Origin of the sequence: Haloarcula halophila, from assembly GCF_029278565.1 — an archaeon.
GTDB classification, from domain to species: domain Archaea; phylum Halobacteriota; class Halobacteria; order Halobacteriales; family Haloarculaceae; genus Haloarcula; species Haloarcula halophila.
Map to the genome: position 1 here is coordinate 256,211 of NZ_CP119559.1, position 22,000 is coordinate 278,210.

Genomic DNA, 22,000 nt, shown 5'->3' on the forward strand with positions numbered 1-22,000 from the left:
CTACAGGACGTCGTCCGCGGCCGCGCCATCGAAGACGACCGAGTCGAGCTTGTCGAGGATGTCGTAGGGGTCCTCGCGCTGCCAGACGTTCCGGCCGACGGCTAGCCCGGAGACGCCGACGTCCATACAGTCCGCGACGAGTTCTAGGAAGTCCCGGTCGGAGGTCTTCGAGCCACCCGACAGCAGGACGCGGTTGTCCGCGGCCGCGTCGACGGCGTGGGCCATCGCCTCCTTGCTGCGGGGATACTTGACCTTCGTGAAGTCGGCACCCAGTTCCAGCCCGAGCCGTGCGGCGTAGGCGATGATGTCCCGGGTCCGATGGTCTTTGACCGCCTGTCCGCGGGGATACGACCACATCGCGACCGGCAGGTCGTGGTCGCGTGCGGCCTCCTGGACCGGCCGGAAGTCCTCGAAGGAGTCCGGTTCGCGGTTGATTCCGGGATAGATCGTGTAGCCGATCGCGTCGGCACCCAGCTCCGCGGCGTAGTCGACCGACCAGTTCTGGGGGGAGTAGGGGTCGCCCATCCAGAGGTCGGAACTGCCGTTGAGCTTCGCCAGCAGGTTCACGTCGTCCTCGTAGCTGGGGTAGTACGTCTCGGCCAGTCCCTTACCGACCGCAAGCGCCGTGACGGCGTCGTGGGTCGCCATCTCGAACACTTCCCGGGGGTCGAGGCGCTCCTCGACGCCGCTGAACTGCTTGGGGCCGTGTTCCAGGCCGTGGTCGTGGGCCAACACGAGCGTCTTGTCGTCGCGAACGATCGGGGAGTCATCCACTGGTCGCATGTATCAGAACTACCCAGAACGGACATTAACCGTTTTCGGTATCTATCGTTTACTACCGTTACTGTTCGTTTTTGCTCGACACTCCCGTCGGCCGGTAGCGGAACCCGAACCACCGGCGGACTGGTCGTTCAGGCCTGCTCGCGGATCGACTTCCAGCGGCCGTTCGACTCCAGTTGCTCCTGTAGCTCCTGGGCGTACTGCTGTGCCAGCTCGTCGGCTTCCTCCATGCGCTCGTCGTTCCCTTTCCCGCCGAGGCCGAGTGCGTCTTTGACGCCCGAAAAGAGGCCGCCGCCGCCGGACCCCCCGGAGTCGCCGTCCGGTGCCCCACTCATCGCCGACTGCTGTTCGATCCGATCGAGTTCGGGCATGATACTCGGGAGTTTCGAGGTGTTCGCGACGATACGGGCCGAATCGGGGTCCTCAGCGTTCTCGATCTCGAACTCCACGGCGGTCATCACCAGCCCCCACTGCTGACTGGAGAAAGAGGAGACTTCGACTTGGTCGTTGAACTGTTGGTCGACCTGCATCCGCTCGGCCGCGATCCGGTCGGTCCAGTTGCTGTCGCTCATGGCTGTCGGTTGGGGGGCCTGATGTATGAGCGTTTCCCGCCCCGACTTACAAGGGAGCCGAACTCCAAGACGGCGACATGACAAACGTCGGCTTCATCGGCCTCGGCGCGATGGGTGCACCGATGGCGTGGAACCTCGACGACGCAGGCTTCGACCTGGTCGTCTACAACCGGACGACCGACCGCGAACAACCGTTCGCCGAGGCGGGCGTCTCTGTCGCTGACTCCCCGAAACATCTCACCGAGCGCGTCGACGTGGTCTGTCTGATCGTCAGCGACGGTGACGCAGTCCAGGCGGTCCTCGAACGCGACCTCGGTATTCTGGCCGGCCTCGACGAAGAGACGACGGTCGTCCAGATGAGCACGATCGGCTACGCAGAGACGATGGCCGCCGCCGAACTCGTCGAAGAAGCCGGCGCCCGGTTCGTCGACGCGCCGGTGTCGGGAACCGTCGGGCCGGCCCGTGAGGGAACCCTCGTCGGCCTGGCAAGCGGCCCCGAAGGCGTCGTCGAAGAAGTACGGCCGGTCCTCGAAGCGATGTGTGACCCGGTGGTCCACTGCGGCGAGGTCGGCCAGGGGACCAACATGAAGCTGTTCATCAACCTCCTGCTGGGGGACGCGATGGGCGCGTTTGCCGAGGCGCTGGTCTTCGGGAAGGCCAACGGACTGGGCGTCGACGACATGCTCGAAGTCGTCGAGAACGGGGCGCTGGACTGCCCGCTGTTCGAGGGGAAAGGCGCGCTGATCGCCGACCGGGACTTCGACCCGCGGTTCCCCGTCGACTACCAGCACAAGGACCTCTCGCTGGCCCTGGACCGGGCCGGCGACCTCGGTGTCCCGCTCTCACAGACGGCCGCGGCTCGGGAAGCGTTCAGCGCTGCACGCGGCAGCGGGCACGGCAGCGAGGACATGGGTGCTGTGATCAAACCGCTCGAAGCGGTGACCGACGTGACCGTCGAGGACGACTGATCAGAGGAAGTCGGTCATGTCCGGGGCGTCCCCGCCCTGGTCGCCGCCCCCGCCGAAGGACTCGGCGATGGCAGCCATGAACGAGTCCAGCCCGCGGGTCTGGTACCAGACTGTCCCCGGACCCGTAAAGTCCATGACCAGTCCCTCACCGCTTAACAGCGTCGACTTCAGCCCGCCGATCCGCCGGGCGTCGAAGGTCACCGACTCCGTCCAGGCGACGACGTGTTCGTTGTCGACGGTGTAGGTCTCGCCGTCGGCCAGCTCCGTCTGTTCGATGCCGCCGAATGCCTCGATGAGGACGTTCCCGCTCCCTTTCAGGGCCAGGGGCGTGATGCTCGCGCCGGCCAGCATCGACTTCAACCCGCCGAACTCCGAATCGATGTCGATGTCGGGGTCCGAAGCGAGGTAGGCTCCGTCGACGGCGTACAGTGTCTCCCCGTCCAGCACGTGATGGTTCACGTCACCTGGCGTCGGTGGTGCGAGTGTGATCGTCCCCCGTCCGCCCTCGGCGGTGAACTCGTTCGCCAGGAACGACTCCCCACCGAGCATCGACTTCGCGGAACTGAGCAGGCCGCCCCGACTCGTCGTCGTATCGATGCCGACGTTCGTCGTGTGGCTGACCATCGCGCCGGGTTCGGCCATGATCGACTCGCCGCCTTCGAGATCGACGACGACGTGGGTGTAGGAGGGCTTGTGCGTGAGTTCGATCTCCATGGCGGGGAGTTCGCTCGGTATGGTATATAAAGTTAAGCAGAAGAACAGGAACGGGGTGGGGATGCCTTACTCGACGCTGACCCACTCGCCGCCGTCGTCGCTCCGCTCGACGGCGTCTAGGACTCGCTGGACCGCCAGTCCGTCGGCGAAGTTCGGTTCGTACTCGCTGCCGGCCGCAACACTCGACAGGAACTCGTAGTTCTCATGGACGAAGGTGTGTTCCCAGCCGATGACGTGGCCCGGCGGCCACCAGTGGTCGACGTAGGGATCGCTCTCGTCGGTCACGAGGATCGTCTCGTAGCCCCGGCTGTCCTCGCTGAGGAGTTCCAGTTCGTTGAGCCGCTCCAGGGAGAACCGCAGGCTCCCCTTCGAGCCCTGGATCTCGATCGTGTGGTCGTTCTTGTGCCCGTTGGCGAACCGCGATGCCTCCAGCGTGCCGACGGTGCCGTTCTCGAACTCCACCTGTGCGCTGTAGGCGTCGTCGACGGTGACCGGTCGCGTCTCGTCGCCGCCCTCCACCGGCCGTTCGTCGACGAAGGTGGTGAGGTGGCCGCTGAGTCGGTCGATGTCGCCGATCAGGAACCGCGCCAAGTCGACGGTGTGGGCGCCCAGGTCTCCCAGCGCGCCGCTGCCGGCCATCTCGGCGTCGTTGCGCCAGGACCACGGTGCCTCGGGGTCGACGAGCCAGTCCTGGAGGTACCGGCCCCGGAAGTGGCGGATCTCGCCGAGTTCGCCGTCCTCGATGAGTCCCTTCACGTACTGGATCGCCGGGACGAACCGGTAGTTGAACGCGATGCCGGCCGGCACGCCGGCGTCGGCCGCCGCGTCAGCCATCGCCTCGGCGTCGTCCAGGGTCGGGGCCAGCGGCTTCTCGCAGAACGTCGGCGTCCCGGCTTCCAACGCCGCGACGGTCGGCTCTCGGTGGACGTGGTTGGGGCCGAGGTTGTAGAAGACGTCGACGTCGTCGACGACCTCGCGCCAGTCCGTCGCGTACCGGTCGAAGCCGAGTCTGTCGGCGGCTTCGGCCAGCGCGCCCTCGTCGCGCCCGACGATCACGTCCCGGTTGAGCGCCGGTGCATCCTCGAAGAACATCGGGAGCCGCGCGAACGCGTTGGCGTGTGCCTTGCCCATGAATCGATACCCCAGGACGCCGATGTCGAGTGGTGTGTCGGTCATGCTGTCGTCTCCATCTGATCACCGCTCGTGAACGAAGTGAGCGAGCGGCCTTTTTCGCCCACGTTTTTCCGGGAGTGGTGCGCGCAGCGCACCCGACGCTGAGAAAGGTGGCCGATGTCGAGTGGTGTGTCGATCATCGTTATTCCGCCCAGTAGGCGTCACCCGGCTGTGTCTCGAAGACGGCGCGGTCGAGTACGTCGACGGCTTTCTCCAGTCCCTCGCGCGCGCTGGTCAGCGAGTCTTCGTGTTCGATCGAGAGCGTGCCGTCGTAGCCGACCATCCGCAGCGTCGAGACCACGTCCTTCCAGTGGCTCTCGTCGTGGCCGTAGCCGATCGAGCGGAACAGCCACGAACGGTTCGGTTCGTCGGTGTAGGCGGTCGTATCGAGGACGCCCTTCTCTCGGGCCTCGGAGTCGTAGACTTTGGTGTCCTTGGCGTGGAAGTGGTGGATCGCGTCTTCCTCGCCGAGCAGCCGGATCGCCTCTGTCACGTCGATCCCCTGCCAGTAGAGGTGCGAGGGGTCGAAGTTCGCCCCCACGTGGTCGTTCGTGGCCTCGCGGAGCTTCAGCATGCCACGAGGCTCGTAGACGAGCATGTTCGGGTGCATCTCGATGGCTACGTCCACGTCGTGGTGGGCGGCGTGGTCGGCGAGGTCGCCCCAGTAGTCGGTCGCGACCTCCCACTGGTACTCGTGGGCGTCGGCGTGTTCGCTGGGCCACGGGGCCGTGATCCAGTTGGGTACCTCGTCGTTCGGACCACCCGCCGGAAGCCCGGAGAAACAGGTCACGGCGTCGACGTCCAGTTGATCGGCCAGCCGGATCGCCTCCCGGAGTTCCGTGTCGGCCTCGCTCGCGCGTTCCTCCTCGGGGTGCAGCGGGTTGTTGTGTGTCGCCAGCGCGCTGACTGTCATCCTGTGCTCGTCGAGCAGGTCCTGTAGTTCGGCCTGTGCGTCCTCGTCGTCTAGGTACTGCTCGCGTGGCAGGTGGTCGTCGCCGGGGAACCCGCCACAGCCGAGTTCCACCGCGTCGACGCCGATACTATCCAGGTACGACAGTGCGTCCGCGAGCGACTGGTCCCCCAGCGGGACGGTGAGTACACCGACTTGCATACCTCGTATTGCGAAAATGACGGCAATAAATCCTTGGCGGATTGGGCCTCTTTCGAGCGATCCTCCGAGAAATCGTGATGAACAGGTATCTCACAGTCACGGCCGGCTCTCGTCGCGATGCCAAGGAGGGGTCCCTAACGTGATCAAACAGCTCTTATATTGCTCTCACAATGAGACACAGCTTCACACACTACCTGGGGTCGACGACGTCGTATTCGACCGTCGGAGCTGACCACGGAAGCGGGCAGTGTTCGTATCGAGTCCGCCGACGCGAAATACCGAAAAACACGGTCAACCGGCCACTCAACCTGCGCTAAGTCGTCTGTCCAAACGTCGCTTCAGCGACGCTGCTGGCGAGAGGCACTATCGGTTAGGGGGTACTGGAACCTGTACGCTATCCGGTCTCCCCGTTTTTGGTACCGTTCAACCTGGTGGAGTGTGCCATCATCTCCGAGATCGACTCGGTATCTTCCCCGACGATATCTAACATCACGTACTCGGCTTCGTAGTCTTCCATGAACGCACCTTTTCCACCGACCGTGAACGTCTCGTTGTTATCCTTGATGACGAACGTGTGCTCGATAGCGAACGAGCTGTTCATCGGTTTTATCAGTCCCTGTCGGACCTCGACTATTTCACCGTACCGCGTCTCGAAGTCCTCCTGTGACCCGGTGGGCCGAACCGAGAGTTCGGCGACGAGGGAACGGCCACGCCGTTCGTGGATAGTCGCGTCGAAGATCGCGTGGCGGAACCGCTCGTACCGGTGTGGCGGCTCAAACGGGTCATCGACGTATACCTCCTCGGCGACCGGCCAGTAGTTCCCCAGAAAGGACCCCACCAGTATCGGAGCCAGTCGCTCTTCGGTGAACGAGATCGCCTGGTTGTCCGTCTGGTTCCCGCCGAGGAACTCGTTGGGTGAGAACAGCCCTTCCTGTCTATCGACCGTCATCAGCATCGGCCCGGATTCCTCCCAGTACCGGACCACGGTCCCGATACCCTCGAGAGTGGATCTAGATATGTCTGCCCGTTCGTCGGCGTTGACCTGAACGAGGATGAACAGCCCCTCACTGAGGGCATTCGAAAGCTCTTCACGAACGTTCGGGAGTACGGACGCTGGGATCGAGAGGGTGACCTCCTCCTCAGCAGTGTTCAGCATATCGACGATCCGACTGTGGACCGTGGATCGTGACTTGATGACCTCGAACTCACGGTTCGGAGCGACTTTCGGATTGTAATGCTCTTGAAGTTTCGACTCCATCGAGTCGAGACGCGTACTCAGCCGTGAGATGACTTCACTCGGAGCAACCGCTCTGACCGTCGTCGGCGTCTCGTGATCGTTGATCGTGACGAACCCACGTTTCTCGAACGAACTCAGTACGTTGTACACGTACCGCTTTGACACACCTGCCTGTTCGGCGATATCGCTCGCTTTCGCCTCGCCGAACTCTAGTATCGAGAGGTACGTATCGATCTCCTTGTCCGAGAGCCCGAACTCCGCCAGTTCGTTGCGAAGTTCCTGTGTCCCGTCTGTCACATTGTCCGGTATACTCCGTTCAGGCATATAATGGTATTCACGATGTTTCGGCACTCAGTCCTCGGTATCGTATGGTTCGCCCGCTGCAGCAGGCATCCGTGTCCGACCGACCAACACCAGAACGACGAGTACAGCGACGTACGGGAAGAGGCCCGTGAGACTGCTCGGCAGTGAGATCCCAACTGTTTGTAATTGGACTTGTAAGGCATCCATACCGCCGAACAGGACAGACGCAGCGAACGCTCCGATCGGATTGTAGTTTGCGAACAGGTACGCCGTGATCGCGATCCATCCTCTGCCGTCGACCATCGTGACGCCGGACCCGGTGAAGCCGCCGGCGAACCCGACCGACAGGGTTGCACCGGCGAGTCCCGCAAGCGCACCGGAGAGGATGACCGCTGCGAACCGGACACGGTTGACATTGACACCAGCCGTGTCCAACGCTTCCGGGTTCTCACCGGCGGCCTGGACCCAGTAGCCGTACCGGGTCCGATAGAGGCCGACCCACGCGACGGCGGTCACGATCACCGTCAGGACGACCAGCGGCGAGATATCGAACAGAATCGGTCCGACGACCGGGAGTGACGACAGCCCCGGGACGGTAAGCGTCGCGATGTTAGGGAGCGAGGGGCTCGAGACACCGTCCCAGAGGACGATCGACGAAAACGGTGCGAAGCCGAGTGCGATGAACCAGACCGCCAGTCCCGCGACGATCTGGTTCGCCTCGAACCGGACCGTCAGTACCGCAAACACGACCGTCAGTAGTGCACAGGCGAGGGTTGCGGTTACGACACCGACCCACAGATGCGCCTGGGTCACCGTTCCGCCGCCGGAGACGATCCACGCGGCGGCGGCCGCGATGAACGCTCCGAAGATCATGAACCCTTCCAGGCCGATATTGAATACCCCACTCTTTTCGGCGTAGAGACCGCCGATAGCGGCCAGTGCGATCGGCGTCGCCGCTCGCAGCGTCCGCTGGACCGCGCCGACAGTGAGAATGTCCACGAGCGGGAGGTCCCAGACACTGCTACCGATCACGAGTACCAGCAGGGCGGCCACTACGCCGCCGATAGTCACCCGTCGATCTGCGACTTCGTGAGCGATACTCATTCGTCTTCACCCCCGAAACCGGCACGCAGTCCGGCGATACGGAACAACTCCGGTGTCGCAACGAACAGAACGACGAGACCGACGATCCCGTCGACTAGCTCTGAGGGCATGTCCAGCGTGAAACCGATGTACTGCTGGCCGGCGTCCAGTCCCCCGAACAGTATGCCCGACGGAACGACCGCGATCGGGTTGTTCGCGGCTAATAGACTGACGGCGATCGCGTCGAACCCGTAAGTGGGGAACGTACTCGGATCGCTGTAGTAGCCGAGGATCATGATCGCGAATAGCGATCCAGTCAGTCCCGCGATCATCCCCGAAAACGCCATCGTCGAGACGATGGTCCGCTGTGGATCGACTCCGGAGTACGCCGCGGCCTCTTCCTGGTGACCACTCGTCACGAGGTCGTATCCGAACCGCGTCCTGGTCATGACGAAATACACACCGACCGCGGTGGCCAGTGCGACGCCGAACCCGATTACGGAGAACGAACTGCTCTGGAAGAGGACCGACGGCAGCGACACGTAGTCCGGGAACTGTTCGGTGTTCGGTGCCGCGGCTCCAGCAGGTCGGAGGAACTGATCGACGAAGAAGAAGACGACCCCAGTCGCGATGAAGTTCAGCATGATCGTCGTGATGACCTCGTTGGCGTCCGCATACGCCTTCATCATCCCCGGAAGTGCCCCGTAGGCGCCGCCCGCGAGGATACCAGCGACTGTCGTGACGACCACGAGCAGGAGCCCACCGATCAGCCCGCCTGGTAGGATCGGTGCCAGCACCAGGATGGTCACCGCAGTCGCGAACCCGCCGACGACGAACTGTCCCTGGACGCCGATGTTGAACACCCCGGCCCGGAACGCCACGGCGACGGCAACACCGGCGAGAATGAGCATCGTGGATTGCCGCAGGGTGAACGCGATGTTGGAGACGTTCCCGATCGCACCGTACAGGAGCGAATAGACGAACAGAACGGGGTCGTACCCGACGGCAGCGACGATGAGAGCACCGAGAGCCAGCGCCAGCGTGATCGATGCGGTCGCGATGAGGATCCGCTCGATAACTGTCGCTTTCGTCATCCGACCCGCTGCCCGCTCCAGGACAGCCCGAACACCGTTTTTCTCGGCACCGCTCACGACTGTTCACCCCCGTCGGGGTGTACTTCCGCTGTGGCGCCGGTGTCTTCCACTTTCTGACCGGCCATCAGCAACCCGAGATCACGTTCCGTCACGTCGTCCGGATCGACCGTATCGACGAACTCCCCCTCGTACATGACACAGATTCGGTCGGAGAGTTTCTGGATCTCGTCGAGTTTCGACGAGACGAGGACGATGGCTAACCCGTCGTCGCGCATCTCCCGGAGTCTGTCGTGGAGGAACTCGATCGAACCGATATCCACACCCCGCGTCGGGTGTGTCGCAACCACCAGATCTGGATCGTGCTCCAGTTCACGGCCGACGATGAACTTCTGTTGGTTCCCACCGGAGAGCGAAGACGCCTCCGCGTCGGGGTTCGGGGGCTGGACGTCGTACTTCTGGACGATGTTTTCGGCGTGATCCCTGATTGCATCCCAGTTGAGTAACTGGTTGTTCGCGTACGGGGCGATCGTTTGGTTCCCCAGTAACGCGTTCTTGACGAGACTGTAGTCGAGAACAAGCCCCTGTTCCTGTCGGTCCTCCGGGACGAGCGTGATACCGGCCCCGATCCGCTCGCGGCGGCTCAATGACGTGATGTCTTCCCCCTGGTACGTGATCGCTCCCGACTCGATATCCCGTAACCCGGTGATGGCTTCGACTAGCTCCGACTGTCCGTTCCCTTCGACACCAGCGATACCCAGGACCTCACCCTCCCGAACCGAAAGATCGATGTTGGTGACCTGTTCGAGCCCACGGTCGTCCTCCACGTACAGTGAGTCGACCGTAAGGGACACTTCGCCCGGTGATGTCGACCGTTCTTGGAAGTCGAACAGGACGTCACGGCCGACCATCATCCGCGCGAGTTCTTCGCGCGACGTACTGTCGGCGTCGACCGTTCCGACGGCCGCCCCGTCCCGGAGGACGGTGATTTCGTCCGCTGCTTCCATGGCCTCGTCGAGTTTGTGCGTGATGAAGATCAGCGAATGACCCTCGTTCGCGAGCGTTTCCATGACTTCGAACAGCGAGACGACTTCCTGTGGAGTCAACACCGCGGTCGGCTCGTCGAGGATCAGCGTGTCGGCACCACGGTAGAGGCTCTTGACAATTTCGACGCGCTGCTGGACACCGACGCCCAACTCTTCGATCCGAGTATCGAGGTACTGATCGATATCGAAATCGTAGGTGTCACAGATCGCCTCGATATCGGACTTCGCGCTGGTCTCGTCGATCGTCCCACCGCTGGTGGGTTCGTGCCCGAGAACGATGTTCTGTAGGACGGTCATCGTGTCCACGAGCATGAAATGCTGGTGAATCATCCCGACCCCCGCGTCGATCGCGTCACGCGGCGAATCGAACGACCGATCTCTGCCGTCGATACGGACCGTTCCCCCTGTCGGCTCGTAGAGCCCATAGAGAACGCTCATTAACGTCGTCTTCCCGGCTCCGTTCTCACCGACGAGCGCGTGAACGGTCCCTTTTCGCAGAGTGAGGTTCACCTCGTCGTTGGCCACCACGTCACCGAACCGCTTCGTGATACTGTCGAGTTCGACAGCCGGAGTTCGTGTACCGCTCATGATTTTGGTTTGCGAATTTCAACCATGGTAAATTGGGGATCTGTTAGTTCTGACAACCGGACGCACTACAGGGAACCGTCACGTCGCCGTTGATGACCGCCTCTCTCGCCGATTCGAGGTTTTCGGAGACCACGTCGGGAAGCTTCGGACCGATAGCCTGCCCCAAGACGACCTCGACTGCATCTTGTTCGAGCCCGAGGATGTTCTCGCCCTGGACGCTGCTCCAGTTGTCTTCGACCACTGCCTGGGCCGCCTCTGCGGTCCCTTCGTTGATGTATTTCACAGCCGAACCGATGATGACGTCTTGGTACTCGGGGAGCGTCTGGGACTGGTCTGCGTCGACACCGATGGCGAACCGCTCCTCGTCCTGTGCGGCCTGGAAGACGCCCTGTCCGGTCGCCGCAGCGGCGTGGTAGACGATGTCGGCTCCGCTGTCGTACTGCGAGAGAGCGACTTCCTTCCCGTCCTGAGGGCTCGAAAATGACCCCGCGTATCCGACCTTTACGTCGATTTCGCTGTCGACCCACTCGACGCCTTTGATGTACGACTGCTCGAACGCACGGATCAGCGGTCCGTCGACGCCACCGGTGAACCCGACCACCTTGCCATCGGGGTCGTTGGAGTTCCCCTCGTGAGTGAGTTCCCGCGTCGTCATCGTTCCGGCGAGAACGCCCGCCTGGAACGACATCTCGTGGTTGGCCCAGATGAAGCCAGCGACGTTCGGCTGGTCGATGACGTCGTTGATCAGCATCCACCGCTGGTCGGGGTACTCGGAGGCGTTCGTTTCCAGGGCCTGCGTGTGGTTGAACCCGACTAGGACGATGAGATCGTAGTCCGGGTTCTGGCTCTCGGCCAGGCGAGACTGAACGGTCTGGTATCTGGACTGTTCGGTCTCCTCGACCTGTTGGACCTCGATATCGAACTCCTCGGCGGCGGTCTGTAACCCCTCTATCGCGAGGTCGTTGAACGCTTTGTCGCCGAACCCTGCTGGACTCGATATGATGGCGATGTTCGTCGTCTCGGAACCACCACCGCCATTGCTACCTCCATCACTGCTTTCACCGTCACCACTACTTCCGTCACTACTTTCGCCGTCACCACTACTGCCCCCGTCGTTGCTCCCGGGTTCGCTGAGACACCCCGCGAGACCTGCCACACCGAACAATCCAGCACCCGATTTCAGGACGTTCCGACGATCAATACCGCTCTGTGCCGTTTTCGGACTCCGCTCGCCGTCGTTACCGCTGTTTTCACCACGTGTCATAGACGCTCGTGTAGACAGAGCCGAAAACATGCATAAATAATAATCCCAATAATACGGAGGTGAATACGAGAAATTAAAACGCGAGATAGCTATTCATCCCCTTCGACCACAGGAGTTCAGTACCGATTTCGACCCTCGAACGTGGTCGAACACCGGCTTATACGGAGCGACACTTGCCGTCTCCGTCGGGGCCGGCACGCTCACCCGTCCGTGTCGTAGCGCTCGAACAACGCTGTCAACTGCTGGGCTCGCATCGTGAGCATCTTCGCGTTGACGTATACCTCACCCAGTGCGAGGTTCTGCTCTTCGGCGATCGCCGCAACGTGTTCCGCTTCCTCGACGTTCTGTCTGGAGGTCTCAGCGACGTCGTCGGCGATCGAGGCGACCTCTTCGGAGGTCGCAGCCTGGTCGTCGGTCGCGTCGCTGATCTCCCTGACGCCCGTCGAGGTCTTCTCGACGTATTCCATGATCGACTCCAGCGCGGTCAGTCCCTCCTCGACAGCGTCCTGGCTGTCTTCGACGGCGTCTTGCATCTCGGAAATCTCGTCGACCGCGTCCGCTGTCTGTGCCTGGATCTCGCCGATCAGCGTCTCGATCTCGGTAGTCGCCTCCTTGGTCTCCTCGGCGAGCGTCTTGACCTCGTCGGCGACGACGCCGAACCCGTTGTTGTTCGCGCTCCCCGAGGACGCGTGGGCCGCCTCGATCGAGGCGTTCAGCGCCAGGATGTTCGTCTGTTCGGCGATGTCGTCGATGAGATCGACGATTCGACCGACCTCGGTCATCCGGTCGTCCAGCGTCCGGACTGTCTCGACGACCTCGTCCGTCTGCGTGACCGTCTCGGACATGGTCTCCTGAGCGGATGTAGCCGCTTCGATCCCCTCGACGGTCCGGCGTTCGGTCTTGTCCGCCGTCTCGGTGACCTCCTTCGAGGAGGCGGCGATCTCCTCGATCGTCGCGGACATCTGTGACATCTCGTCGCTGATGGTCGTGATCTGCTGGTGTTGCTCGTGGAAGACGTCGGCGATCCCCTGGACGGTCTCTGCCACGTTCTGTGACGCTTCTTTGACTGCCTGGGTCGCGGCGGTCACCTGTTCGGACGACCCCGCAACGTCCGCCGAGAACTCGTCGGCCGTCTCGATCGTCTGCTGGAAGGCAGCGGTCATCTCGTTGAACTCCGTGCCAAGTTCGTTCAGTGCTGCCGACGGTGTATCCACGGCCATCCGCCTGCTAAGATCCCCCTCGTTGGTGGCGTCGATCGTCGCACAGCACTCCCGGATGTACGCAGATAGCTCCTCGTGGCTCATCTCATCGGCGGCAGAGACGCCGCCGTCGGTCGCCGCGGGAGCCTGCTGGGCCACGCCGCCCGTCGTGGCCTCGCGTTCCGCCCGAACCGTGGCGAGTTCGCCCTCGGTCTCGGCGAGTGCGGTGCGTGCCCCGTCCCGTTCTGCCTGCCGCTGATCACGTTCCGTGACTGCGTCCGTCAGCCGTGCCCTGACGGACACGATCGTGTACCATCCCACGATCGCTGCGACGACGAGACCTCCCAGTGCCAGTGGCCACTTCAGTCCGGGCGGGCCGAACCCGACCACGATCACCTGGTAGAGGGCGTGAGCGAACTGACCTGCCGTGCCAGCGGCCACCCACCGATGTCCTGTCCGTGCCATTGATCCCGTGTTTTCATCGGTAATATAAATCATCTCCCCCTCCGTGTTCAGGATTGAGAATGTGCGCGGTAGCTTGATAACCACGAGCCGAAAACCAGGGTGTATGTCACGGGTATCGACCGGGGGCCACGCGGATATCGAACTCCTGCACCGACTCGTGGGCGGTGACGGCGGGGCTGCACTCGACGCGCTACTGGACGGGTTCACACAGCAGCATCCCGACGTCCCGTTGGGCGATGTCACCAACGAGAACCTGAGTCTCACGGTCAAGAGCCGTATCCTGAAAGAGGACCCGCCCGACGTGTGGATCGAATGGCCGGGCAAGAACCTCAAACCGTATACCGATGCGGGTGTCGTCGGGGATCTCTCAGCTATCTGGACCGACGGCAATATGGAACAGAACTACCTCGACGGCCCGAAAGATGCCGCTCGGATAGGCGACACGTACCGGGCGGTCCCGCTGAACATCCACCGGATCAACAACCTGTTTATCAACGCCTCGCTCGCCGACGAGGTCGGTGTCGATCCCGCCCGGATCGACAGCCCCAGTGCGTTCGCAGAGGAACTGGAACGGATCGACGCCGAGACCGACCACGTCGGGATGTTGTTCCCGATGAAAAACCCGTGGACGGTGCTCCAGGTCTTCGAGACGGTCCTCCTGGGCGAACAAGGACACGACACCTATCGAGCGATCAGTGACGGGCGTGCGAGCCAACACCGCCGCGAGATCGTCCAGGCCCTGGAGATCGTGCAGCGCTACGGCGCCGTCGCGACCGACGACCGGGCGTATCTCTCCCTGACCGACGCGAACGAGCGGTTCATCGAGGGCGAATCCGTCTTCTTCCATCAGGGCGACTGGGCGGCCGGCGCGTACACGGAGACCGACGGGTTCGACTACCGGTCCGAGTGGTCGCACGTCCCGTTCCCGGGAACGGACGGCTACTACGCGATGAACATGGACTCGGTGGTCTCGGCCGCCGACACCGACACCCCCGACGCCGTCGAGACGTTCCTGCGTTACGTCGGGTCCGCAGACGGCCAGCGCCGGTTCAACCGGAAGAAGGGATCGATCCCGCCCCGCACCGACGTCGACACCGGACAGTTCACGCCCTTCCTCCAGGAGCAACAACTGGCCTTCCAGCAGTCTCGGAGTCAACCGCTCTCGATCACGCACGGACTCGGCGTTCGCCCGGACCAGCTTATCGAACTCAAGACGGCTGTCTCCGCGTTCGTCTCCTCCTGGGACGTGGAGTCGGCTGCCGATGCCGTGATCACGGCCCTGGAGCAATCGTCCTAACACGCGGACGACGGCCGCCGTCTCTCAAAGGCCCGTTGTCAACAGTGTGTGTCCCTCACGTGCTTGAACTCCCCATCGTGATTTCCTCTACACTTTTGTGACGGGGGTAGCAATGGCCACGCATGGGACAGGCAAACGACGTGGATTACGCTGACCTGCACGATCCGAACGCGGAGTATACGATGCGTGAACTCTCCGCAGAGACGATGGGTGTCACCGCCAAACGCGGTGGTGGCCGCGACGTGGAGATCACCGACGTTCAGACGACGATGATCGACGGGAACTTCCCGTGGACACTGGTCCGGATCTACACCGACGCTGGCATCGTCGGAACGGGCGAGGCCTACTGGGGAGCCGGTGTTCCGGAACTCATCGAGCGGATGAAGCCGTTCGTCGTCGGCGAGAACCCCCTGGACATCGACCGCCTCTACGAGCACCTCATCCAGAAGATGTCGGGCGAGGGCAGCGTCGAGGGCGTCACCGTCACCGCGATCGCCGGTATCGAGGTCGCGCTGCACGACCTCGCCGGCAAGATCCTCGAAGTCCCGGCCTACCAGTTGCTCGGCGGGAAGTACCGCGACGAGGTCCGGGTCTACTGTGACTGCCACACCGAGGAGGAAGCCGACGCCGACGCCTGCGCCGACGAGGCCCGTCGCGTCGTCGACGAACTCGGCTACGACGCCCTGAAGTTCGACCTCGACGTTCCCAGCGGCCTGGAGAAAGACCGTGCGAACCGTCACCTCCGCCCCGGCGAGATCCGCCACAAGGCCGAGATCGTCGAGAAGGTCACCGAGGAGGTCAAAGACGAGGCCGACGTGGCGTTCGACTGCCACTGGACCTTCAGCGGCGGCTCGGGCAAGCGCCTCGCTGAGGCCATCGAGGACTACGACGTCTGGTGGCTCGAAGACCCGGTCCCGCCGGAGAACCTCGAAGTCCAGGAGGAGGTCACGAAGTCCACGAACACGCCGATCACCGTCGGCGAGAACCGCTACCGCGTGACCGAGGAACGCCGCCTGATCGAGAACCAGGCCGTCGACATCATCGCGCCCGACCTCCCGAAGGTCGGTGGCATGCGCGAGACCCAGAAGGTCGCCGACGTGGCCAACCAGTATTACATCCCAGTGGCGATGCACAACGTCTCATCGCCGATCGCGACGATGGCGAGCGCGCAGGTGGGCGCCGCCATCCCGAACTCCCTGGCCGTCGAGTACCACTCCTACGAACTCGGCTGGTGGGACGACCTGGTCGAGGAGACCGTCATCGAGGACGGCTACATCGAGATCCCCGAGGAGCCCGGTCTCGGCCTCACCCTCGACATGGACGCCGTCGAGGAGCACATGGTCGACGGCGACACGGTGTTCGACGAAGCATAGCTTCGTCGAGCACGAAACTCAGGGAGTTTCGGGGTTCGATCCGGCGTAAGCCGGAGCGGGCTCGCCGGACGCGGTTCGTCCGGCGGTGTCCGACGAAGCGTAGCGCCCTTCATCGAGTTCGACAGACGGGCGGAGCGAGTCTGTCGGTCTTCGACGACGAAACGAACCGTCGAGGACGCAATCCTTCGATTTTTCCGAAGTCGAGCATCGGTTACACCGTCCTAGAGGTGGGTGTACGGCCGTACACCCCGATCGGGCAGAGAGGTGACCCTCGGTGTACGGTCGTACACCCCCGGTAAACGGCCGCTCGGGATTATATGCGGCTCGCCCCTCGGCTCGACCTGCGATGTCGACGATCCGACGACGATTCCGGTCCCGCTACCGGAGCGACGGTATCGCTTCCGACTGCCCCCCAGTTTGGCCGCTACAGGGAGGTGAGGCGTGAGCGTCGTCACCGACCGGGGGGCCGACAGTTGGCCCGCGATCTCCCGACGACTGCGGGCTGGTCTGGCGGCCCTCGGTGTCACCGTCCTCTCGCTCCTGATCGGCATCGTCGGCATCGTCGGCACCGGTGCGGTCCTCCGGGTCGCCGGCGTCCTGACCGCCCCCGCTGTCTGGGCCCTCCAACTCCACTCCGTCCAGGTCGGTTTCGCCGTCTTCGCCGCTGCCTTCCTCGCCTGGCGTGGTGATCTCTCCCGTTACTGCAGAGTTCGCGTCCCGACGCCTGAAGACGCCGCCTGGATCGCGGTCATCCCGTTGGTGTTCGCCGCACAGGGCGTCGTCCTCTCCCCGGTCCTGGCCGCGCTCGGGCTTCCCCACCCGGACTCGGGGACAGCGGTCGGGAGCGTCGACCTAGCGACGAGACCGCTGCTGTGGCCGGTCGCGTTCGTCGGGATGTTTCTCTTTGCCGCCCCGGCCGAGGAACTCGTCTACCGGGGTATCGTCCAGGGGACGCTCCGCCGGGCGTTCGATCTAGCGGGAGTCGTGTTGCTGGGCGGGGTTCTGTTCGGACTCATGCACGTCCTGATCGGGCTCCTCACGCCGAGCGTGGCACCAGCCGGTGCCCTCCGCTGGGGCATCACCACCGCGCTTCCGGGGATGGTGTGGGGCTACGCCTACGAACGGACCGAGAACCTGGCGGTGACCGCGGTCACCCACGCGATGACGTGGACGATCACCCTCCACGAGTTGGTCCTGAAACTGGTCCCGATCTGAGGACAGACAGGGTCCGTCTAGAGTTCGTCCCAGACCGAACGGAGTTTCGTGCCGGGCCGGCGAAGCAGTGCCGACGCATCGCTGACGACGGCCCCCGGCTCGTGCCTGAGCCGCCGGACGCCGGGGATGATGTCGTGTTTCAGCGCCTGTGCGCCCTTGATGAGGAGGACGCCGGCGAACCCGGCAAGCACGACCAGCGCGGACAGTCCCATCACGAGAGCGACGTCGACCCGCGTCGCCAACAGGTTCTGTTCGGTCACCGTATCCATGAACCAGCCCAGCAAGAGCGGTAAGGCGGCGACGGCAGCCGTCTTCAGGATGGCGTCGGCGCGTCGGTCCCACCGGTTCTCGTGTTCGGCCTCGGCGGCCGCACGCCCCTGCTGCCGGTACGTCGCCGCCGGGACGAGTTCCACGCCCTCCAGACTCTCCCCGTCCGCGAGGCGTTGTGACACCGCCGTCGAACGGTCGCTCGCCCGGTCGACGATCCGGTCGCGGTCGATCCCGTGGAGTGTGCGTAGCCGCTCGGTGACGAGGCGAGCGTCCGCGAGCGCAGCCGCTACTTCCTCCTCGTCGAGGTCGTCGAACGCGAGTTCGAACTGCCGGTCCGGATAGTCGGCGAGCAGTTCGAAGTCGGTCACACCGGCCCGGACCCGCTCGCGGATCTGCTGTTGGTCCCGCCGGCGCTGGTGTTCGTCCTGGTCGGCGAACCCGTCGCGGATGCGGGACCGCTGTGTCTTGGTCAGCAGTGACGCGGGTTTGTCCTCGAACCGCTCGCTGTCAGACATCGGTATCAGCGGGCGGAGAGTGACCGATCGCATCGGCTTGGTTCCGGGCGAACACCGACTGAGTGCTCTGAGATCGACGTTGTGCGGAGGGCGCGCATCACGGTCGAGTAACGAACGCGACGACAAAAACAGCCCCGATATCGGGAAAATACCACTCGGGACCCGTGGCACGGTCGAGTATCAGTTCTTGTAACCGGCCGAATATATTTACCAACCAAACAACAGTTAGGTGTATATGGGAGACCGGGTCGAAATTCTGCACGTGGAAGGCGACTCGGAGTTCGCTGAGAGAACTCGTGAGTACTTCGACCAAGTCGGGGACAGGTTCCGGGTCCGGACGGTTTCGGGGGCAACCGCGGCGCTGGACGAGCTGTCTACCCCCCGTATCGATTGTGTTATCTCCAACTACGAGATCGCTGGGATGGACGGCCTGGCACTTCTCGAACGTGTCCGTGAGGAGTTCCCGGACCTTCCGTTTATCATCTTTACCGGGGCCGGATCGGAAGCGGTCGCCAGCGAAGCACTCACCGGCGGTGCGACCGACTACATCCGGAGAGACGAGGAGACGGAACAGTTCGACCTGTTGGCGAACCGCGTCCGGAACGCCGTCGAGCGGTACCGTGCAACCCGCCGCGCAGCCGCCGAGGAACGGATCAGCCGGGTGATCAGAGCCGTCGATCGGGCGCTGGTCCGGGCGGATTCGGAGGCCGACATCGAGCAGGACTGCTGTGAGATTCTCGGCGACGCCGACCCGTACACGTTCGCGTGGATCGGCGGCGTCGACCCGGAGACCGACCGGATCGAGCCGCGTGCTCATGACGGCGACGCGGGCGACTATCTCGACTCGATCACGATCACTGCCGACGAGACGCCGACGGGAAACGGGCCCGCTGGCCGGGCCGTCAAGACGGGGGAGATCGCCGTCTCGCAGAACATCTACGACGACGAGGCGTTCGAACCCTGGCACGACACCGCGATAGAGTACGGGTTCCAGTCCGTCGCTGCGATCCCACTGCGGTACGAGTCACAGCGGTACGGGCTGCTCGTGGTGTATGCCGACCGTTCGTACGCCTTCGACGAGGCGGAGCGAGACCTGTTGAGGGATCTCGGCGACGACATCGCTCACGCGCTTCACAGCCGCAGAATCCGAGACGAACTCCGGCAAACGACCGTCCGGATGGAGGCGTTGTTCGCCGATGCCCCCGACATGATCACCGTCCACGAGGCCGACGGGACGTTGGTCGACGCGAACCAGACCATCTGCGAACAGTTGGGTTACGCGCCCGAGGAACTCGTCGGGATGTCTGTCTGGGACATCGACCCTGCGATCGACCCGGCCGAATCCCGGGCGCTCTGGGACCGGATGGACGACGGGAGCCGTCACGAAGTGGAGACGAAGTTTCGTCGCGAGGACGGGTCGACGTTCCCCGTCGCGGTCCACCTCCGAAAGACCCGGGTGGACGGTGACACCCAGTTTGTCGTCCACAGCCGGGATATCAGTGACCGGAAGGAACGCGAACAGATACTGGAGACACAGTCGGAAGCGCTCACGGCGGCCTACGACGGGATGGCGATTCTGGATGCCGACAACAGGTATATCTTCGTGAACCCGGCCCACGCCGATATATACGGCTACGACGATCCCGAGGCGCTCCTCGGCGAGAGCTGGCGACTGTGTTACGAGCCCGACGAGGCGGAACGGTTCGAGCGGGAGGTCCTCCCCGAACTCGCCGAGCACGGGGAGTGGTTCGGCGAAGCCACAGGGGTCCGGGCCGACGGCGAGACGTTCCCACAGGAGGTCTCACTGACGAGGCTCGAAAACGGACAGCTCATCTGTGTCGTCAGGGACGTCACCGAGCGACGAACCCATCTCCGGAACCTCGAAGCGATACAGCGACGGACCCAGTCACTCATGGGGACCGAGACGGTCACCGAGACGGCACAGGTGGCCGTCGAGACTGCCAAGGAGGTACTCGACGCGGAACTCAGTGGCTTCCACGAACTCACCGAGGACGGGAGCGAATTGCGCCTGGTCACGGAGACGGAGCCGATCAGCGAGACGTTCGAGCAGCCGCCCGGACATAACCGGGAGAGCGAGGATCCGGTCTCGGAGGTGGTCTGGGAGGTCTTCGAGTCGGGCGACCCGCTCCACGTGTCGGACACGGCCGACCACGACCGGCTGGCGGGGAACACACCGGCTCGTAGCGGTATCATCCAACCGATCGAAGACCGGGGAGTGTTCGTCATCTCCTCGACTTCCCCGGACGTCTTCGACGAGACAGACCGGGCGCTCGTGGACCTGCTCGCGTCCGCGCTGACGGTGGCGCTTCGCCGCGTCGACCGCGAATCACTCCTCCAGCAACGGGAGCGAGAACTCACGCGCCAGAACGAACGGCTGGAGGAGTTCGCGAGCGTCGTCAGCCACGACCTCCGGAACCCGTTAGAGGTAATCAGCGGCTCGCTTGAACTCGCGGAAGAGACGGGAAGTCAGGAACATTTCGACCGGGGGCGTCGTGCGGTCGACCGGATGGCACAGCTCATCGACGATCTGCTGTCGCTCGCCCGGCAAGAACGCCCGGTCACCGAGACCGATCGGGTCGACGTCGGGGCCGTCGCCAGACGGTGCTGGGCGACCGTCGCCACCGGTGGGGCACGGCTCCGGGTCAAGGGCTCTATCGAACTGGCCGCGAGCGAAAGCCGACTCAAACAGCTCTTCGAGAACCTGTTTCGCAACGCCGTCGAACACGGTTCGACGGGCAATCCGACAGCGTCCGACGACGCCGTGGACCACGGCTCCACCGATACCCCGCCGGAATCCGGTGACAGCGTCGAAGACGGCGGTGAAGACGTGACCATCACCGTCGGGGTACTGTCGTCGGACCCCGGGTTCTACGTCGCCGACGACGGGCCGGGGATTCCGCCGGAGGACCGTGAGCAGGTCTTCGAGAGCGGCTACTCGACGGCTCCCGACGGCACCGGGTTCGGCCTCGCCATTGTCGACCGCATCGCGTCGGTCCACGGGTGGGACCTCTCGCTGACCGAGAGCGAGGACGGTGGCGCACGGTTCGAAGTGGTGACCGATCCATCGGACTGAGCGGGCGAAGACCCGCTTCCGGTCTCTCAGGCCCCTCTCGACTGTCACCGGTCGCCCATCGACGCTACTTGTGGCGGGGGCTCCGATAGAGCCATTGGCCGCGCCCCCCAACGAGTCGGTGTGGCACCCGCCCTCTCGAATCTAGTGATCACCGTCGCCGCTGGCCCCGGCATCCTGGCCCACGAGTACGCCCACTACCTGGCGTGTCGCCTGACGGGAGTCGACGTGTACTCGCCGCCTGCGGTTCGGCCGTTTGCGGACGACGCGGTTCTGGAACACGAACCGGTCGACTCCTTCGGTGCCGATTTCCCCATCGCGGTCGCCCCCTTCGCGGTCAACTCGACGCTCGCCTTCGTGGCGTTCTGGGCCGTCCACGCCACTGCCGGTCCCGCCCAGTGGGTCTGGCTCTGGCTCGGCATCGCCTTCGGGTTCACGGCGTTGCCCAGCGACACCGACACTGCTTCGCTGTTCCGGACCGCGAAGGCGCTTCCGGGATCGGTGCGTCCGCTGGGATATCTGCTCGCAGCGCCGGTGTGGCTGGCGACGCGATCGATTGCCGTTGCCGGCGTGCTGACCTTCCTGTGGACGGGTCTCCTGTTCGTCCAGAGTGCAGGTGTCGGCTGAAAACGGCTCCCGGAACGT

At 63.7% G+C, this 22,000-nt stretch carries 18 protein-coding genes; 6 read left to right on the plus strand and 12 right to left on the minus strand.

The features are described 5' to 3' along the window. Together P0204_RS01405 and P0204_RS01410 are read right to left on the minus strand one after the other, a co-directional pair. On the minus strand, window positions 1–783 hold the full coding sequence (locus tag P0204_RS01405; RefSeq protein WP_276221126.1) for a class I fructose-bisphosphate aldolase: 783 nt from the start codon (window positions 781–783) through the stop codon (window positions 1–3). Between the two features lie 128 nt (window positions 784–911). Then, the gene (locus tag P0204_RS01410; protein WP_276221128.1) at window positions 912–1,352 is read right to left on the minus strand and encodes a DUF5799 family protein; all 441 of its coding nucleotides are present in this window, start codon (window positions 1,350–1,352) and stop codon (window positions 912–914) included. Window positions 1,353–1,429: 77 nt separating this feature from the next. On the opposite strand from P0204_RS01410, the gene P0204_RS01415 reads away from it, so the two are divergent. Further along, window positions 1,430–2,320 (plus strand): NAD(P)-dependent oxidoreductase, encoded by an 891-nt coding sequence (locus tag P0204_RS01415; protein ID WP_276221129.1) that lies wholly within the window; start codon window positions 1,430–1,432, stop codon window positions 2,318–2,320. Here the strand turns inward: P0204_RS01415 and P0204_RS01420 are convergent, their stop codons facing one another. The 9 genes from P0204_RS01420 to P0204_RS01460 form a co-directional block, all read right to left on the minus strand. Continuing rightward, window positions 2,321–3,034 (minus strand): TIGR00266 family protein, encoded by a 714-nt coding sequence (locus P0204_RS01420; protein ID WP_276221130.1) that lies wholly within the window; start codon window positions 3,032–3,034, stop codon window positions 2,321–2,323. It lies immediately after the preceding gene. Window positions 3,035–3,100: 66 nt separating this feature from the next. Continuing rightward, window positions 3,101–4,210: a Gfo/Idh/MocA family protein gene (locus tag P0204_RS01425; protein WP_276221131.1), complete on the minus strand. Its 1,110-nt coding sequence runs from the start codon at window positions 4,208–4,210 to the stop codon at window positions 3,101–3,103. Window positions 4,211–4,349: 139 nt separating this feature from the next. Continuing rightward, complete coding sequence (locus P0204_RS01430; RefSeq protein ID WP_276221132.1) at window positions 4,350–5,318, minus strand: sugar phosphate isomerase/epimerase family protein; 969 nt, start codon at window positions 5,316–5,318, stop codon at window positions 4,350–4,352. Window positions 5,319–5,712: 394 nt separating this feature from the next. Further along, the gene (locus P0204_RS01435; RefSeq protein WP_276221133.1) at window positions 5,713–6,852 is read right to left on the minus strand and encodes a TrmB family transcriptional regulator; all 1,140 of its coding nucleotides are present in this window, start codon (window positions 6,850–6,852) and stop codon (window positions 5,713–5,715) included. Window positions 6,853–6,906: 54 nt separating this feature from the next. After that, window positions 6,907–7,962 (minus strand): ABC transporter permease, encoded by a 1,056-nt coding sequence (locus P0204_RS01440; protein ID WP_276221134.1) that lies wholly within the window; start codon window positions 7,960–7,962, stop codon window positions 6,907–6,909. Then, window positions 7,959–9,035, minus strand: a complete 1,077-nt coding sequence (locus P0204_RS01445; RefSeq protein WP_379801901.1) for an ABC transporter permease — start codon at window positions 9,033–9,035, stop codon at window positions 7,959–7,961. The genes P0204_RS01440 and P0204_RS01445 overlap by 4 nt, the downstream gene beginning before the upstream one ends. 53 nt (window positions 9,036–9,088) lie before the next feature. Then, a complete protein-coding gene (locus tag P0204_RS01450; protein ID WP_276221136.1) occupies window positions 9,089–10,666 on the minus strand; it encodes an ABC transporter ATP-binding protein in 1,578 nt (525 codons plus the stop codon). 43 nt (window positions 10,667–10,709) lie between these two features. Then, window positions 10,710–11,930, minus strand: coding sequence for a BMP family lipoprotein (locus P0204_RS01455; protein WP_276221137.1), 1,221 nt, complete (start codon window positions 11,928–11,930; stop codon window positions 10,710–10,712). 200 nt (window positions 11,931–12,130) lie between these two features. Further along, window positions 12,131–13,594 (minus strand): methyl-accepting chemotaxis protein, encoded by a 1,464-nt coding sequence (locus P0204_RS01460; protein ID WP_276221138.1) that lies wholly within the window; start codon window positions 13,592–13,594, stop codon window positions 12,131–12,133. Window positions 13,595–13,697: 103 nt separating this feature from the next. On the opposite strand from P0204_RS01460, the gene P0204_RS01465 reads away from it, so the two are divergent. From P0204_RS01465 to P0204_RS01475, 3 genes are all read left to right on the plus strand, one after another. Continuing rightward, entirely contained in the window at window positions 13,698–14,891 is a 1,194-nt protein-coding gene (locus P0204_RS01465) for an ABC transporter substrate-binding protein (protein WP_276221139.1), read from the plus strand. Window positions 14,892–15,013: 122 nt separating this feature from the next. Continuing rightward, window positions 15,014–16,264 carry a mandelate racemase/muconate lactonizing enzyme family protein gene (locus tag P0204_RS01470; protein WP_276221140.1) on the plus strand — a complete coding sequence of 417 codons (1,251 nt, stop codon included), beginning with the start codon at window positions 15,014–15,016 and terminating at the stop codon, window positions 16,262–16,264. Window positions 16,265–16,705: 441 nt separating this feature from the next. Continuing rightward, complete coding sequence (locus P0204_RS01475; protein WP_276221141.1) at window positions 16,706–17,479, plus strand: CPBP family intramembrane glutamic endopeptidase; 774 nt, start codon at window positions 16,706–16,708, stop codon at window positions 17,477–17,479. Between the two features lie 17 nt (window positions 17,480–17,496). Here P0204_RS01475 and P0204_RS01480 read toward each other — a convergent pair whose 3' ends face one another. Continuing rightward, entirely contained in the window at window positions 17,497–18,297 is an 801-nt protein-coding gene (locus tag P0204_RS01480; protein ID WP_276221142.1) for a hypothetical protein, read from the minus strand. Between the two features lie 202 nt (window positions 18,298–18,499). Between P0204_RS01480 and P0204_RS01485 the strand changes: the two genes are divergently transcribed. Together P0204_RS01485 and P0204_RS01490 are read left to right on the plus strand one after the other, a co-directional pair. After that, a complete protein-coding gene (locus P0204_RS01485; RefSeq protein WP_276221143.1) occupies window positions 18,500–21,358 on the plus strand; it encodes a PAS domain S-box protein in 2,859 nt (952 codons plus the stop codon). A 120-nt stretch (window positions 21,359–21,478) separates the two neighbouring features. Beyond that, window positions 21,479–21,982, plus strand: a complete 504-nt coding sequence (locus P0204_RS01490) for a hypothetical protein (RefSeq protein WP_276221144.1) — start codon at window positions 21,479–21,481, stop codon at window positions 21,980–21,982. The last annotated feature ends 18 nt before the right edge of the window (window positions 21,983–22,000 follow it).

Coding starts and splice junctions, on each gene's coding strand:
- P0204_RS01440 (WP_276221134.1), bottom strand. CDS start 7,962: ATGAGTATCGCTCACGAAGTCGCAGATCGACGGGTGACTATCGGCGGC.
- P0204_RS01445 (WP_379801901.1), bottom strand. CDS start 9,035: ATGACGAAAGCGACAGTTATCGAGCGGATCCTCATCGCGACCGCATCG.
- P0204_RS01425 (WP_276221131.1), bottom strand. CDS start 4,210: ATGACCGACACACCACTCGACATCGGCGTCCTGGGGTATCGATTCATG.
- P0204_RS01455 (WP_276221137.1), bottom strand. CDS start 11,930: ATGACACGTGGTGAAAACAGCGGTAACGACGGCGAGCGGAGTCCGAAA.
- P0204_RS01420 (WP_276221130.1), bottom strand. CDS start 3,034: ATGGAGATCGAACTCACGCACAAGCCCTCCTACACCCACGTCGTCGTC.
- P0204_RS01410 (WP_276221128.1), bottom strand. CDS start 1,352: ATGAGCGACAGCAACTGGACCGACCGGATCGCGGCCGAGCGGATGCAG.
- P0204_RS01460 (WP_276221138.1), bottom strand. CDS start 13,594: ATGGCACGGACAGGACATCGGTGGGTGGCCGCTGGCACGGCAGGTCAG.
- P0204_RS01465 (WP_276221139.1), top strand. CDS start 13,698: ATGTCACGGGTATCGACCGGGGGCCACGCGGATATCGAACTCCTGCAC.
- P0204_RS01485 (WP_276221143.1), top strand. CDS start 18,500: ATGGGAGACCGGGTCGAAATTCTGCACGTGGAAGGCGACTCGGAGTTC.
- P0204_RS01430 (WP_276221132.1), bottom strand. CDS start 5,318: ATGCAAGTCGGTGTACTCACCGTCCCGCTGGGGGACCAGTCGCTCGCG.
- P0204_RS01450 (WP_276221136.1), bottom strand. CDS start 10,666: ATGAGCGGTACACGAACTCCGGCTGTCGAACTCGACAGTATCACGAAG.
- P0204_RS01415 (WP_276221129.1), top strand. CDS start 1,430: ATGACAAACGTCGGCTTCATCGGCCTCGGCGCGATGGGTGCACCGATG.
- P0204_RS01405 (WP_276221126.1), bottom strand. CDS start 783: ATGCGACCAGTGGATGACTCCCCGATCGTTCGCGACGACAAGACGCTC.
- P0204_RS01470 (WP_276221140.1), top strand. CDS start 15,014: ATGGGACAGGCAAACGACGTGGATTACGCTGACCTGCACGATCCGAAC.
- P0204_RS01480 (WP_276221142.1), bottom strand. CDS start 18,297: ATGCGATCGGTCACTCTCCGCCCGCTGATACCGATGTCTGACAGCGAG.